The 14,924-nt window shown below is 67.2% G+C and carries 9 protein-coding genes; 3 read left to right on the top strand and 6 right to left on the bottom strand.

What is annotated here, in order from left to right; genetic code table 11:
- Nucleotides 1-9: 9 nt before the first annotated feature.
- Together AC3A6Y_RS10805 and glpK are read left to right on the top strand one after the other, a co-directional pair.
- The gene (locus AC3A6Y_RS10805; RefSeq protein WP_487868220.1) at nt 10-780 is read left to right on the top strand and encodes a DeoR/GlpR family DNA-binding transcription regulator; all 771 of its coding nucleotides are present in this window, start codon (nt 10-12) and stop codon (nt 778-780) included.
- Nucleotides 781-796: 16 nt separating this feature from the next.
- Nucleotides 797-2,293, top strand: a complete 1,497-nt coding sequence (glpK, locus tag AC3A6Y_RS10800; RefSeq protein WP_487868219.1) for a glycerol kinase GlpK — start codon at nt 797-799, stop codon at nt 2,291-2,293.
- Nucleotides 2,294-2,332: 39 nt separating this feature from the next.
- Here the strand turns inward: glpK and AC3A6Y_RS10795 are convergent, their stop codons facing one another.
- The 6 genes from AC3A6Y_RS10795 to AC3A6Y_RS10770 all read right to left on the bottom strand — a co-directional run bounded on the left by AC3A6Y_RS10795 (nt 2,333) and on the right by AC3A6Y_RS10770 (nt 11,239).
- Complete coding sequence (locus AC3A6Y_RS10795; protein ID WP_487868218.1) at nt 2,333-3,373, bottom strand: calcium-binding protein; 1,041 nt, start codon at nt 3,371-3,373, stop codon at nt 2,333-2,335.
- A 15-nt stretch (nt 3,374-3,388) separates the two neighbouring features.
- Entirely contained in the window at nt 3,389-4,378 is a 990-nt protein-coding gene (locus tag AC3A6Y_RS10790) for a hypothetical protein (RefSeq protein ID WP_487868217.1), read from the bottom strand.
- A complete protein-coding gene (locus AC3A6Y_RS10785; protein ID WP_487868216.1) occupies nt 4,375-5,877 on the bottom strand; it encodes a hypothetical protein in 1,503 nt (500 codons plus the stop codon). The genes AC3A6Y_RS10790 and AC3A6Y_RS10785 overlap by 4 nt, the downstream gene beginning before the upstream one ends.
- Before the next feature lie 407 nt (nt 5,878-6,284).
- On the bottom strand, nt 6,285-7,241 hold the full coding sequence (locus tag AC3A6Y_RS10780; RefSeq protein ID WP_487868215.1) for an alpha-E domain-containing protein: 957 nt from the start codon (nt 7,239-7,241) through the stop codon (nt 6,285-6,287).
- 17 nt (nt 7,242-7,258) lie between these two features.
- On the bottom strand, nt 7,259-8,773 hold the full coding sequence (locus AC3A6Y_RS10775) for a circularly permuted type 2 ATP-grasp protein (protein ID WP_487868214.1): 1,515 nt from the start codon (nt 8,771-8,773) through the stop codon (nt 7,259-7,261).
- 78 nt (nt 8,774-8,851) lie between these two features.
- Nucleotides 8,852-11,239, bottom strand: a complete 2,388-nt coding sequence (locus tag AC3A6Y_RS10770; protein WP_487869043.1) for a DNA internalization-related competence protein ComEC/Rec2 — start codon at nt 11,237-11,239, stop codon at nt 8,852-8,854.
- 168 nt (nt 11,240-11,407) lie between these two features.
- On the opposite strand from AC3A6Y_RS10770, the gene AC3A6Y_RS10765 reads away from it, so the two are divergent.
- Entirely contained in the window at nt 11,408-14,902 is a 3,495-nt protein-coding gene (locus AC3A6Y_RS10765; protein WP_487868213.1) for a transglutaminase family protein, read from the top strand.
- Nucleotides 14,903-14,924: the final 22 nt, after the last annotated feature.

Genomic DNA, 14,924 nt, shown 5'->3' with positions numbered 1-14,924 from the left:
TTCATTCGCGTGAATTCGAATCCCCGCCAGCTCAAGCTCCTCAACACCGTGCGCGCGCGCGGCTCGGTCACGGTCGAACAGCTGGCCGACATGCTCGACGTCACCTTGCAAACGGTGCGCCGCGACGTGCAGCGCCTGGCCGACGAAGGCTTGCTGATGCGCTTTCACGGCGGCGTGCGGGTGCCGAGCTCGACCACCGAGAACATCGGCTACCAGCAGCGCGGGACCCTGCATGCCGAGGGCAAGGCGCGCATCGCGCGCGCCGTCGCCGCGCGCGTGCCGAACGACTGCTCGCTGATCCTGAACATCGGCACCACCACCGAGGCCATCGCCAAGGCGCTGCTGCAGCACAGCGGGCTGCGCGTGATCACCAACAACCTCAACGTGGCGACCATCCTGAGCGACAACCCGAACTGCGAGGTGATCGTGGCGGGCGGCTCGGTGCGGCTGCGCGACCGTGCGATCGTCGGCGAGGCCACGGTCGATTTCATCCGGCAGTTCAAGGTCGACATCGCGCTGATCGGCGTCTCCAGCATTGAGTCCGACGGCACGCTGCGCGACTTCGACCTGCGCGAGGTGAAGGTGGCGCAGACCATCATCGCCCAGGCGCGCGAGGTCTGGCTGGCGGCCGACGCGAGCAAGTTCAACCGCCCGGCGATGATCGAGCTGGCCAAGCTGTCGCAGATCGACTGCCTGTTCACCGACGCGGAGCCGCCGCCGCCCTTCCCCGAGCTGCTGGCGCAGGCGCAGGTCCGTTGCGAGATCGCGCGCGAACATTGATCAAGGACGATTCCTCATGACCTACCTGCTCGCCCTCGACCAGGGCACCTCCAGTTCCCGCAGCATCGTCTTCGACCGCGAGGGCCGCATCGTCGCCATCGCACAGCGGGAGCTCACGCAGATCTATCCGCAGCCCGGCTGGGTCGAGCACGACCCGATGGAAATCTGGAGCAGCCAGCTCGCCACCGCGCACGAGGTGCTGGCCAAGGCCCAGCTGAACGCGAGCGACATCCATGCGATAGGCATCACCAACCAGCGCGAGACCACCGTGCTGTGGAACCGCAAGACGGGCCAGCCGGTGCATCACGCCATCGTCTGGCAGGACCGCCGCGCCGAGCCGCTGTGCGCGAAGCTGCGCGAGGACGGCATGACCGGCACCATCCAGGAGAAAACCGGCCTCGTCATCGACGCTTACTTCTCCGGCACCAAGCTGCGCTGGCTGCTCGACAACGTGCCCGGCGCGCGCGCCGCGGCCGAGCGCGGCGAGCTGGCCTTCGGCACGGTGGACAGCTGGCTCATCTGGCAACTGACCGGCGGCAAGCAGCATGTGAGCGACGTGAGCAACGCCTCGCGCACCATGCTCTTCAACGTGCACACGCATCAGTGGGATGCCGACCTGCTCGAGGCGCTGGACATCCCCGCCTCGCTGATGCCGCAGGTCAAGCCTTCGAGCGCGCATTTCGCCGACACCGACGCCGGCCTGTTCGACCGGCCGCTGCCCATCGGCGGCGTGGCCGGCGACCAGCAGAGCGCCCTCTTCGGCCAGGCCTGCTTCGAGGCCGGCATGGCCAAGAACACCTATGGCACCGGCTGCTTCCTGCTGATGCACACGGGCGGCGACTTCCAGCCTTCGCACAACGGCCTGCTCGTGACCAGCGCCGCGCAGGCGCCCGGCATGCCGCCGCAGTACGCGATGGAGGGCAGCGTGTTCGTCGGCGGCGCGGTGGTGCAGTGGCTGCGCGATGGACTGAAGGCCATTCAAGGCAGCGCGCAGGTGCAGGCCCTGGCCGAGAGCGTGCCCGATGCAGGCGGGGTGATGATGGTGCCGGCCTTCACCGGGTTGGGCGCGCCCTACTGGAATGCCGATGCGCGCGGCACAATCACGGGGCTGACGCGCGGGACCACCGTGGCCCACATCGCGCGCGCGGCGCTGGAGAGCATCGCCTACCAGAGCGCTGCGCTGCTGCAGGCCATGAGCCGCGACGCGGTGGCCGCAGGCGGCACGCCGGTGGCGGAGCTGCGCGTGGACGGCGGTGCGGCCGTCAACGACCTGCTGATGCAGTTCCAGGCGGATCTGCTGGGGATTCCGGTGGTACGGCCGGAGGTCATCGAGACCACGGCGCTCGGCGCGGCCTACCTTGCCGGCCTGTCGAGCGGCGTGTACCGCGACACGGGGGAACTGTCGAAGCAGTGGCGGGTGGAGCGGCGCTTCCTGCCCACGCTGAGCCGGGAGAAGGCGCAGGAGAAGATGGCGCTGTGGGAGCTGGCGGTGCGGAGGGCGACGCTGACTTGAACGACCTTGCCGGCACGAGCCGCGCCTGCACCCGCTTCTTTAGCCCCAGAGCGAAGCAGCAAGCGTCGGCACCAGCCAGGCCCGATCGTCCAACGGCGTCGCGGTCACCGAGCCCGGAGCCGGCGGCGCAAAGCTCGCCATCGCCTGCACCAGGTTCTGCACCTGGGTGTCGATCAGCACATGGCCTTCGCTGGTCCTGAACTCCTCGACTTGGTAGCCGCTGCCCGCGTACCAGCTGTTGAGGGTGAGCTTGTCCTCGGTGCCGATGATGCTCACTTCGAGGTTGTTGCCCACTTGCCTGAACCACAGCTGGTCTGCCGTGATTCCGCTGGCGAACTCCACCGTGTCCTTGTTGCCTGCGGTGGCGTCGGCTTCGATGATCGTGTCGCTGCCCTGGCCGCGCGCCATGCGGTAGGTGTCGTTGCCGGCGCCGCCGATCAGGGTGTCGTTGCCGGCGCCGCCATCGAGCGTGTCGTTGCCCGCGCCGCCGGTGAGCATGTTGCTGCCGGCGTTGCCCGTCAGGGTGTCGTCGTGGCTGCTGCCGAGCAGGCGCTCGATGTCCACCAGCGTGTCGAAGCCGGAGCCCACCGTGTCCTGTGCGCCCGTGGCCGCCAGGCTGACGGTCACGGCCGCGGCGCTGTGGTGGTAGGAGGCGGTGTCGATGCCGCTCGCACCGTCGAGGAGGTTGTCGCCGGCATTGGCGGTCAGCACGTTCGCGAGGTCGTTGCCGGTGGCTGCGATCTCCAGGGCGTTGGTGGCCTGGTTGTCGCGCGCGGCGTCGTCGATGAACTCGGTGCTGCGGAAGGACATGACGAGTTCGTTGGTGTCCTTGTTGCGAAACAGCGTACCGCTGAAGCCCGTAGATGTGTTTGCTTGCTGGTCTACAACTTCCCAGTGCTTCTCGAATTCGAGGGCTTGCACCTTGGTAAAGCGGCTGGCGTGAAAGTTCCCGTCAATAAGGGCTTGCGTTAGATCCTCCTTGATCTGCCCGTTACTCTCATTGACTAAGAATGCTTCCGAGGCCATCTGCAAGTCAGCAGACTTGAGGTAGTCAACGATGGATAGTTTCGCGGTTGTCATGTCTGTCTTCCCTGCTTACTTGATTGATGGTTTGAGAACTTTTTCTACAAAGAATAGTGTCTGCCCAGGTTGAGCGGAGCCGCCCCGCGTAATTGGTCGAATGGGGTTTCGTTGAAACCCTGGGCAAGCGGTGTCCGCCGCAAACAACCACGGCAATCGCCCCCCGGCTCGGCTCCCCTGCGCCCAATCCATCATGTAGCCCACCCGTTCTGCAATGACTTCGTTAGTCTGTAGATCGACGACCTTCAGCGAGCTTCCAGCAATCCAGTACTCTCGTTCCTCGCGCGTGGAGATGTCGTCGTAAGTCACACCGTAGCGTGGCGCGGGACCAGTAACACGACTCTTGTTGAGCGCAAACTGATAAATTTTTAAGTCATAGTGCGGGTTGCGTTCGAGTTCGAACTGCACTCCAGGGGCATCCACATTCTTCGTGCGGACGGCCTTCTTTGCACCTGTGTATCTGTATCGCTGCCCATCCTGGGGGTCTAGTGCTTCGACGTAGCTGTAGCCCAACTGCGGAGGCTCCCCAGCAACAGGCGCAGTCGCACGTTGGTGATAGAAGCCTCGAAGGAAATTCAGGATGTACATGTCACCAGTGGAATCGTGGCCGTAGGGGTCATCTAGTTTGAATTGGTCACCATGGTTGGTGGTGGAACGGATCTTGAGCAGATACACCCCCTCCACGTTCTCCACGGTCTTGTGAATCCTCTCGCCCGCTGTCTTGCACCGCTCGGCGAACATGGCCTGGGCCTTGATCTGGCGCTCGCTTAAACGAGACGTGCCAGGGCCGTTGCCGCAGGCGCTGACAAGCAGGCTCAGGCCCAACAAGACTGCAGGCAACCAGCGGCGCGAGAGCGCGAGCGCAGCCAAGGGCGGCTTGAGCAGCCATCGCGCCGGATACCAAAGCGCAAAGGCAAGCACAGCAGTTGCGAGCAGCCAGTACAACAGTCCGATCGCACCCGGCAAGGGGCCAAACAGGGTTAGATCCAACGGCGTCCCGGTCATCCCAATTTCCCTCCCTCAAAGCCGCTCGCAATGTTCTTGTGAACCGCTTGTGCCAAATCCCCAACCTGGGCAACCTCACTCTGCCGGGTCCTTGAACGGTCGTGCTCGCCTGCACGCGAACTGTCGTTGTCATCGTCATGATGACTCCTGCATTCCAAGAGTCCCGCACGATCATTCAGCCATCGATCGGTGATGCGCAGTTCATCCGTGGTGGCGCCCGTTTCCAGCGCCACCTTGTCCGCCAGCCAATCGTCGTAGATCACACCCCAGTGACCGCCAGCCGCTGCCTCTAACGAACCGGCCGTTGAAGACGACAACACGAACGGGCTGAGGCTGTACAAGGCGGCAAACGCGCCGAAGTGAGTGCGCGCGTTCATCGCCAAGTCGCCACTGCTCGCAGTCAAGGTCAGCGACACTTCCCCTGCAACGGCTTTCTTGTAGAGATCGCTTTCTTGAATCTGCCGCAGCACGCTGTAGAACGTGTCGCGTCTGGCATCGCCATCCTTGCTTCCCCGATGCCAGTCGTTGCCGCTTGACGATCCCGTCAACCTCGGCTGGCCAAGCGGACCAAAGACCAACCCGGCCAGTGCGTTGAGCACAGTTTCCAGCGCATCGCGCTCAGCCTTGCCCGGGCTCTCGCCACGGGGCGCATCAGCATTCACCCTCTTCAGATGGGACGCATTGCGCAGGATGCCGTTGAGCGTCTCGACAGCCTCGTCGCTGCTGCGCTGGCCCACGGGCAGCATCTGCAGCAAGGCGTTCTGGACATTGAGCGAATCCACGATCGACACGAGGCTGTGCATGTCGCCGAAGCCCTCTATTGCATGGCCCACGATCAAAGGTTGCACCAAGCGAGTTCGACTGGCCGCTTCGAATTGGTTGTCCGGCCCAGTGCCGTCATCGAAGCCGCTTGCCCCCGCACCGCTGAAGGTGACGACCAGACGGATCGCCGCGCGATCGGCCGCGGGTGCCGTCGGACCATGCAGCAAACTGAGAATGGTGGCCAGGTGCCCGCCCAGCCCGTAGCCGGTGACGGCGAAGTCTTGGCCAGGCTGCAGCAGGCGGCGATTCCTCAGACTTTGGTACCACGCTTCCATGTCGCATACGCGATCCCATGCAGAGCCGATGGTGTTGAGTTGCGAAGCGCTGGTCGCGTCGTCGCCGTGCGCGGCATTGCCGATGAATTCGGTGCCGCGGAAGGACATGACGAGTTCGCCCGCCACGGCGCCGGTCGCCGGATCGTCCCGGATGCACTTGAACAACGTGCCACCAAAATCTGTCGCAGGGGCCGCCGTCTGGTCCAAGGCGATCCAGTGTTCGGCAAACTCGGCGGCCCGTAGGCGCGTGAAGCGAGTGCCTCGACGATTCCCGTCGATGAGCGCTTGCCTTGGACCTTCTCTGATCTTTCCGTTCCTCTCATCGACTAAGAATGCCTCTGCGGCCGTTTGTAGCTCGGCGTACTTGAGGCAGGCGGCCAACGGCAGTGGCGCAATTGCCATGTCTTTCTTCCCTGGTTAATTGGTTGGTGACTTATGCGACAGCGAGATCGAGCCCGGCACATTAACGACCCGCGACTTCGAACTCAATGTGAATATTCACCAAGCGAGAATTGGTCAGATTTGATTCCCGTGAATATCTCTTTGCGACTTCCGCCCTCGACGCTCCAGCACCAGCTTCACCGGAAAGACCGCCCCGCGCTTTTGTCGTTCACCGCATCGGCCGGGACGGTGCGCACGGCAGCGCCGCCCACCGTGCCGTGCGCGTGAACAGGAAGGGGGTTGCCGCCGAGTGGGTGGGCGAGCGTGAAGAACGGAGGGGCCGAACCCCTCCAGAAGTCGATACTTGAAATCGATAAGACTTGCGTCTTACCGAACGCGGACCTTCCGCGGACTTGGGATTAATCCCTTCAGTGTCCCGGGACCAGGAAGTCCTGACTGATCCGCCATCCCAGGTCGTTCACCCGGTCGAGAAACTGCGTGAGGTACGCGTGCAGCCCGGTCGCGAGGATCTCGTCGACGCGCGCGTATTGCAGGTCCGCCAGCAGCTTGCCGGCGCGCCGCTGGGTCTCGGCGCTCTGGTCGTTCTGCACCTTCTCGAGGTCGTTCACCACCTCGACCAGGCTGGCGTGCAGCGAGCGCGGCATGTCCGCGCGCAGGATGAGAAGTTCGGCCACGCGCTCGGGCTTGATCACGTCGCGGTACACCTTGCGGTAGACCTCGAAGGCCGAGACGCTGCGCAAGATGGCACTCCAGTGATAGAAGTCGTACTCCTGGTCCTCCTCGGTGGCGGTGCCGAAGAACTCGCTGTTGAGCGCGTGGAACTTCACGTCGACCAGGCGGGCCGTGTTGTCGGCGCGCTCGATGAAGGTGCCCAGGCGCGAGAAGTGGAAGGCCTCGTCCTGCAGCATGGTCCCGACGGTCACGCCGCGCGACAGGTGCGAGCGGAACTTGACCCACTCGAAGAACTGCCCCGGATCGCGCTCGAAATCGCCGGCGCGCAGCATGCGGTTGACCTCGAGCCAGGTGGTGTTCTGCGTCTCCCACGATTCGGTGGTGAGCGCGCCCCGCACGGCCCGCGCGTTCTCGCGCGCGGCACGCAGGCAGGACACGATGGACGAAGGATTGGACTCGTCCTTGACCATGAACTCCATCACCCGGTCCGGCGTGATCTGGTCGTACTTCTCGTTGAAGGCCGGCAGCAGCTCGCTGATCGACAGCAGGCCCTGCCAGCCGTACTTGGCGACCTCGGCCGACTGCGGCAAGAGCGAGGTCTGGTAGTTGACGTCGAGCATGCGGGCGGTGTTCTCCGCCCGTTCGGTGTAGCGCGACATCCAGTAGAGGTGATCGGCGGTGCGCGAAAGCATGGTGTTCTTCTCCTCGATCAGCTCGACTGCGTCTGGGTCTGGCTCTGCGTCTGTTCCGGCGCGCCGTTGCGCGGCTTGGTCCGCCGGTCGCCCTCGAGGATCCAGGTGTCCTTGGTGCCCCCGCCCTGCGAGGAGTTGACCACCAGCGAGCCCTCCTTGAGCGCGACACGCGTGAGACCGCCCGGCACCATCTGCACTTCCTTGCCCGAGAGGACGAAGGGCCGCAGGTCGATGTGGCGCGGCGCAATGCCCGACTCGACGAAAGTGGGCGAGGTCGACAGGCTCAGCGTCGGCTGCGCGATGTAGCCGTCGGGCTTGGCCATGACGGCCTTCTTGAAGTCCTCGATCTCGGCCTGGGTGGCGGCCGGGCCGATCAGCATGCCGTAGCCGCCGGCGCCGTGCACCTCCTTGACCACCAGGTCCTTCATGTGGGCCAGGGTGTAGTCGAGGTCTTCCTTGTTGCGGCACATCCAGGTCGGCACGTTCTTGAGGATCGGCTGCTCGCCCAGGTAGAACTCGATCATCTTCGGCACGTAGGGGTAGATCGACTTGTCGTCGGCCACGCCGGTGCCCACGGCATTGCAGATCACGACGTTGCCCTCGCGGTAGGCGCGCATCAGGCCGGCGCAGCCCAGCGTCGATGTCGGGCGGAACACCTCGGGGTCGAGGAAGTCGTCGTCCACGCGGCGGTAGATGACGTCGACGCGCCGCGGTCCGCGGGTGGTGCGCATGTAGACGAAGTCGTCCTTGACGAAGAGGTCCTGCCCCTCGACCAGCTCGATGCCCATCTGCTGGGCGAGGAAGGCGTGCTCGAAGTAGGCGCTGTTGTACATGCCGGGCGTGAGCACCACCACCGTGGGCTCGGCAGTGGCCGGCGGGGCCGATGCGCGCAGGGTCTCGAGCAGCAGGTCGGGATAGTGCGCCACCGGAGCGACGCGGTTCTGGCTGAAGAGCTCGGGAAAGAGCCGCATCATCATCTTGCGGTTTTCCAGCATGTAGCTCACGCCGCTGGGCACGCGCAGGTTGTCTTCGAGCACGTAGTACTCGCCGTTGCCGCTGGCGTCGGGGGCACGCACGATGTCGATGCCGGCGATGTGCGAATAGACGTCGTTGGGCACCTTCACGCCCACCATCTCGGGCCGGTACTGGGCGTTGTTGAAGATCTGCTCCGAAGGCACCACGCCGGCCTTGACGATCTCCTGCCCGTGGTAGACATCGTGGATGAAGCGGTTGAGCGCCGTCACGCGCTGCACCAGGCCCTTCTCCATGCTCTCCCATTCATGGGCGGGGATGATGCGCGGCAGCAGGTCGAAGGGGATCAGGCGCTCGGTGCCGGAACCGTCCTCGTCCTTCGCGCCATACACGGCGAAGGTGATGCCGACCCGGCGAAAGATCATCTCCGCCTCCTCCCGCCGCGAACGCATCACCTCGGGCGGTTGCTTCGCGAGCCACTGGTCGTAGCGCTTGTAGTGATTCCGGATCGCCGCGCCCTGGTAGGGCAGCTGCTCGTACATCTCGTCGAATTTGTGCATGGAACGACCAATCTCCTTGACCGTAGCTTAGCAAGTTCAAGGCCAGACGCCCTGCTCACGCTAACCCCAACACGGGATTCAGGGCGGCTGGTGATGCCAGTAGCGCCGGCCTTCCTGCCGCTGGCAACGCACGGCTGCGGGATGGGCGCTGGACCAGGCGGCGGCACCGCAATGCGCCGAATCGACCAAGGCGATGCCGCGCTCCGCATAGCGCGCCACCACTTCCCCGGCCGGGTGGCCGAAGCGGTTGCGGTAGCCGGCCTGGACCATCGCGATGCGCGGCTGCACGGCGTCGAGCAGCGCGGGGGTCGAGGAGGTCTTGCTGCCATGGTGCGGCACCAGCAGCAGGTCGGCCTGCAGCGCCGGCGTGCGCGCTGCCAGCGCGGCTTCCTGCATCCGCTCGATGTCGCCGGCGAGCAGGACGGTGGCACGCCCGTTGCCGACACGCAGCACGCAGGAGACCGCGTTCGGCTTGGTGAAGCCGGCATAGTCGGCCTCCTGGGGATGGAGGACCTCGAAGCGCACGCCGTCCCAGGTCCATTGCTGGCCGGCCAGGCAGCGCTGGACCGGCCGCAGCTGCTGCAGCGGGTGCCCGGCCTCGACCGAGCTGCGCAGCTCGGCCTCGGCATGCATCGCCAGCACCGCGGGCGCGCCACCGGTGTGGTCGCTGTCGCGGTGACTCAGGACGACGGTGTCCAGCCGCTCGCCCAGCGCCCGCAGCAGCGGCACCAGCACCCGGTGGCCGGCGTCGCTTTCCAGGCTGTAGCGCGGCCCGGCGTCGTACAGCAGGCTGTGGGTCGCGGTGCGCACCAGCACCGCATTGCCCTGGCCGATGTCGGCCGCCAGCAGCTCGAACTCGCCCACGGGCGGGCGCGGCGCCTGCCAGAGCAGGGCCGGCAGCAGCAGCGGCAGCCCCTGCATGCGCAGCGCCCAGGGCAGGCGCATCGCCAGCAGCACCCCACCGGCCACGCCGGCCACGCTCGCCCAGAGCGCGGGCGCCGGCGCAGAGAGCGTGGCCAGCGGCAGCCCGGCCAGCCACTGCAGCACCAGGGCCAGCAGTTGCACCGCCCGGGCGGCCAGGTCCCACAGCGGCGGCAGCAGCACGCCGAGCATGGCGAGCGGCGTCAGGACCAGCGTGACCCACGGGATGGCAATGGCATTGGCCAGCAGCCCGACGCTGGAGACCTGCTGGAAGAGCAGCAGGCTCAGCGGCGTCAGCGCCAGCGTCACCGCCCATTGCTCGCGGGCCATGCGCGCCAGGCGCGCGGCAGCGCCTGTGCCGCCCGCTTCCGCCGACCCGCTGGCGAACAGCACGCCGACGGCAACGAAGCTGAGCCAGAAGCCCGCCTGCATCAACGCCCACGGATCGAGGGCCACGACCACCGCGCAGGCGCACAGCCACACGAACGGCCAGGGCCACTGCCGCCCCGCCAGGCGCAGCAGGGCGACCGTGGTCAGCATCCATATCGTGCGCTGCGAGGGCAATCCCCAACCGCTGAAGAGCGCATACAGCGCCGCCAGCAGCACGCCGCCCGCCAGGGCCGCATGCGGCGCGGGCAGCCACAGCATGAGGCGGCGGCTGCGCCGCCAGGCCGCGCCCACCCCCCAAGCGGCCAGCCAGGCGAACATCGTGACGTGCAGGCCCGAGATCGACATCAGGTGCGCCACGCCGGTGGCGCGGAACACATCCCAGTCGGCACGCTCGATCGCGTTCTGGTCGCCGGTGACCAGGGCGGCTATCACGCCGGCCGGCCGGCGCTCGGGCACGCGCTCGAAGACGGCGTCGCGCACCGCTTCGCGCGCCCGCTCGACCGGGTGGCGCCAGGTCTGCGCCTGCCGCTGCGGCGGCGCGTCGCGCGTGCCCGTGCGCACGTAGCCGCTGGCTTGCACGCCCTGCTCCCACAAGCGCAGCTCGTGGTCGAAGCCGTGCGGGTTGAGATTGCCGTGCGGCGCCTTCAGGCGCACCGTCATGCGCCAGCGCTCGCCCGCGTGCACAGCGCCCTGCGCGGCAGCGGGCTCGGTGCGCGAGGCCTGCTCGGGCGCGCGCCCCCAGAGGCCGGTGTTGTCCGCGTACCAGCCCAGCGCGATGCGCGAGGGTGTGCGCGGCAGGCGGCTATCGGCATCACCGGCCCAGTGGGCGTGCTCGACATCGAAGAGAAAGCGCACGGCCCCATCGCCGTGCTGCGGCATCTGCGAGACCACGCCCTCCACCTGCAGGTCGCGGCCTTCCAGCGATGGGTCCAGGGCTTCGCCCGCATAGGCGCAGGCGCGCCAGCCCGTCAGGCCGGCACCGGCCAGCACCCCCACGATCAGCAGGGCGGGCAGCAGGACGCGCGAGGATGGCCGCCATCCGCGCAGCAAGGGCAGACATGCCGCCGCGACCGCCAGCATGCCGCCGTAGACGGCGGTGCCCCACAACGCGGCCTGCTGCAGCTGCAGGGCCGCACCCAGCACCGAGCCCGCCATGAAGGCAAAGAAGCCCAAGCCCCGGCCCTGCTCGCCGGCCGTCACGAAACACTCACCAATGCCATGCTGCAATCACTCCCTCTGCTGCACTCTGTGGCGCGCTACTTGCTATGCCTGTGGGCTAGTATGCGTCCTCGTTCAGAGGCCCCCTCGACGCTTTAGAAAAAAATGTCCATCCACGCCGCACTCCACCACGTCACCCACTACAAATACGACCGTCCGGTGCAATTGGGGCCTCAGGTGGTTCGCCTGCGTCCTGCGCCGCATTGCCGCAGCAAGGTGATCTCTTATTCGCTGCGGGTCGAGCCCGAGCAGCACTTCGTCAACTGGCAGCAGGACCCCTTCGCGAACTATCTCGCGCGGCTGGTGTTCCCCGAGAAGTCGCGCGAGTTCAAGGTCACGGTCGACCTGGTGGTCGAGATGGCGGTGTACAACCCCTTCGACTTCTTCCTCGAGCCGCAGGCCGAGAACTTTCCCTTCAAGTACACCGAATCGCAGGCGCAGGAACTCGCGCCCTACCTGGTGGCCGACCCCGCCACGCCGCTGGTGGCCGCCTACCTCGAGAAGATCAGCCGCAAGACGCAGCGCACCATCGACTTCCTGGTCGGCCTCAACCAGCAGGTGCAGCAGGACGTCAACTACCTGATCCGCATGGAGCCCGGCGTGCAGACGCCGGAGCAGACACTCGCCAATGCCTCGGGCTCCTGCCGCGACTCGGGCTGGCTGCTGGTGCAGTTGCTGCGAAACATGGGACTGGCGGCGCGCTTCGTCTCGGGCTACCTGATCCAGCTCACGCCCGACGTGAAGGCGCTCGACGGCCCCAGCGGCACCAGCGTCGACTTCACCGACCTGCACGCCTGGTGCGAGGTCTACCTGCCGGGCGCCGGCTGGGTCGGCCTCGACGCCACCTCGGGCCTGATGGCCGGCGAGGGCCATATCCCGCTGGCCTGCACGCCCACGCCCTCCAGCGCGGCGCCGATCGAAGGCGCGGTCGACGAGGCCGAGGTGGACTTCGGCCACGAGATGAAGGTCACGCGCATCCACGAGTCGCCGCGCGTGACCAAGCCCTACACCGATGACCAGTGGGCCGAGGTGCTGGCCCTGGGCGATGCCGTCGATGCGCGCCTCGCGGCCGGCGACGTGCGCCTCACCATGGGCGGCGAGCCCACCTTCGTGGCCACCACCGACCGCGATGCCGCCGAGTGGAACACCGATGCGCTGGGCCCCACCAAGCGCGGCTACGCGACGGAGCTGGTGCACCGGCTGCGCGACGAGTACGGCCAGGGCGGCTTCCTGCATTTCGGGCAGGGCAAGTGGTACCCGGGCGAGCAGCTGCCGCGCTGGGCGTTGTCGATCTTCTGGCGCGCCGACGGCCAGCCCGTGTGGCAGCGCCCCGAGCTCTTCGCCGACGAGCGCCATCCCACCCACTACACCAGCGAGGACGCGCAGCGCTTCACCCGCGCACTGGCGCACCGGCTGGGCCTGACCGACCGCTTCGTGCAGCCCGGCTACGAGGACGTCTATTACTACCTCTGGCGCGAGCGCCGGCTGCCGGTGAACGTCGATCCCTTCGACTCCAAGCTCGACGACGAGATGGAGCGCGTGCGCCTGCGCCGCGTCTTCACCCAGAAGCTCGATGCCGTCATCGGCTATGTGCTGCCCATCGAAGCCGCCAACGCCGACACCGATGCGCCCGCGCTCGCCGGGCCGGGCTGGAAGACCGGGCCCTGGTTCCTGCGCGACGACCGCCTCTACCTGATCCCCGGCGATTCGCCGATGGGCTATCGCCTGCCGCTGGATTCGCAGCCCTGGGCCAGCAAGGGCGACTACCCCTACCTGATCGAGCGCGACCCCACCGCGCCGCGCGCGCCCCTGCCCGCCTCGGCCCTGTTCCGGTCGCGTTACGAGGGCATGCCGGGCGGCGCGCCCGACCTCGTCGAAGTGCCCTACGACTTCGGCACGCCGCAACAGTCGCCGAGCGCCGTGCGCTTCCAGGCCGCGCACGGCAATGCCGCCGCGGCGCGCGCCCAGGCCGCGGGGGAGCCGGGCACGCTGCGCCATCCGCAGCGCGGCGAGTCGGCCCACTGGATCACGCGCTCCGCCCTGTGCGTGGAAGTGCGCGACCCGCGCCGCGCCAACGGGCCGGCGGCCGAGAAGCTCGGCAATGCCTCGGGCGTGCTCTACATCTTCATGCCGCCGCTGGCGCGGCTGGAGGACTACCTCGACCTGCTCGCCGCGGTCGAGGCCACCGCCGGGGAGCTCGACCTGCGGGTGGTGATCGAAGGCTATCCGCCGCCGCGCGATCCGCGCCTCAAGCTGCTGCAGGTCACGCCCGATCCGGGCGTGATCGAGGTCAACATCCATCCGGCCCACAACTGGCGCGAGCTGGTGGAGCACACCGAGTTCCTCTACGGCGCGGCATTCCAGACCCGGCTGTCGGCCGAGAAGTTCATGACCGACGGCCGCCACACCGGCACCGGCGGCGGCAACCACTTCGTGCTGGGCGGTGCCACGCCCGGCGACAGCCCTTTCCTGCGCCGGCCCGAGTTGCTCGCCAGCCTTCTGCTCTACTGGCACAACCACCCCTCGCTCAGCTACCTGTTCTCGGGCCTCTTCATCGGCCCGACCAGCCAGGCGCCGCGCGTGGACGAGGCGCGCAACGACCAGGTCTACGAGCTCGAGATCGCGCTGGCCCAGATCGCGCGCAGCCGCGAGGTCCACGGCGAGGACATGCCGCCCTGGCTGGTCGACCGCACGCTGCGCAACATCCTGGTCGACGTCACCGGCAACACGCACCGTAGCGAGTTCTGCATCGACAAGCTCTATTCGCCCGACGCCACCACCGGCCGCCTCGGCCTGCTGGAGCTGCGCGCCTTCGAGATGCCGCCGCATGCGCGCATGAGCATCGCGCAGCAGCTGCTGCTGCGCGCCATGGTGGCGCGCTTCTGGGACGCGCCCTATCGCGCCCCCGTCACGCGCTGGGGCACCGAGCTGCACGACCGCTTCCTGCTGTCCACCTTCGTCAAGATGGACTTCGAGGACGTGATCAGCGAGATGCGCCAGGCCGGCTTCGCCTTCGACCCGGTCTGGTTCGCGCCGCATTTCGAGTTCCGCTTCCCGCTGGTGGGCCAGGTGCAGGCCATGGGCGTCGAGCTCTCGCTGCGCAACGCGCTCGAGCCCTGGCACGTGATGGGCGAGGAAGGCTCGGCCGGGGGCACCGTGCGCTATGTCGACTCGTCGCTGGAGCGCGTCGAGGTGCGCGTGACCGGCCTCAACGAGAGCCGCTACGTCATCACCGTCAACGGCCAGGTGCTGCCGCTGCAGCCCACCGGCACGGCCGGCGAGTTCGTGGCCGGCGTGCGCTACAAGGCCTGGAATCCGCCTTCGGCGCTGCACCCCAGCATCGGCGTGCATGCGCCGCTGACCTTCGACATCGTCGACACCTGGATGAAGCGTTCGCTGGGCGGCTGCCAGTACTTCGTCTCGCATCCGGGCGGGCGCAGCTACGACACCTTCCCGGTCAATGCCTACGAGGCCGAGAGCCGGCGCCTGTCGCGCTTCTCGCGCATGGGCCATTCGCCGGGACTGCTTCGCACGCCGCCGGCGAGCATCGAGATCGCGGGCAGCCGGGAATTCCCGTTCACGCTGGACCTGCGACGCTGAACGAGCGCGCAGGCATGACCAC

The sequence above is a fragment of the Variovorax sp. Soil_C_17 genome (genome assembly GCF_057657265.1).
The sequence above is the reverse complement of the archived record's forward strand: the minus strand, read 5'-3'. Positions and strand labels throughout refer to the sequence as shown.

Excerpts from the sequence above, each read along its gene's own strand:
- AC3A6Y_RS10780 (WP_487868215.1), bottom strand. The coding sequence starts at position 7,241 with ATGCTTTCGCGCACCGCCGATCACCTCTACTGGATGTCGCGCTACACC.
- AC3A6Y_RS10765 (WP_487868213.1), top strand. The coding sequence starts at position 11,408 with ATGTCCATCCACGCCGCACTCCACCACGTCACCCACTACAAATACGAC.
- glpK (WP_487868219.1), top strand. The coding sequence starts at position 797 with ATGACCTACCTGCTCGCCCTCGACCAGGGCACCTCCAGTTCCCGCAGC.
- AC3A6Y_RS10775 (WP_487868214.1), bottom strand. The coding sequence starts at position 8,773 with ATGCACAAATTCGACGAGATGTACGAGCAGCTGCCCTACCAGGGCGCG.
- AC3A6Y_RS10790 (WP_487868217.1), bottom strand. The coding sequence starts at position 4,378 with ATGACCGGGACGCCGTTGGATCTAACCCTGTTTGGCCCCTTGCCGGGT.
- AC3A6Y_RS10795 (WP_487868218.1), bottom strand. The coding sequence starts at position 3,373 with ATGACAACCGCGAAACTATCCATCGTTGACTACCTCAAGTCTGCTGAC.
- AC3A6Y_RS10785 (WP_487868216.1), bottom strand. The coding sequence starts at position 5,877 with ATGGCAATTGCGCCACTGCCGTTGGCCGCCTGCCTCAAGTACGCCGAG.
- AC3A6Y_RS10770 (WP_487869043.1), bottom strand. The coding sequence starts at position 11,239 with ATGGCGGGCTCGGTGCTGGGTGCGGCCCTGCAGCTGCAGCAGGCCGCG.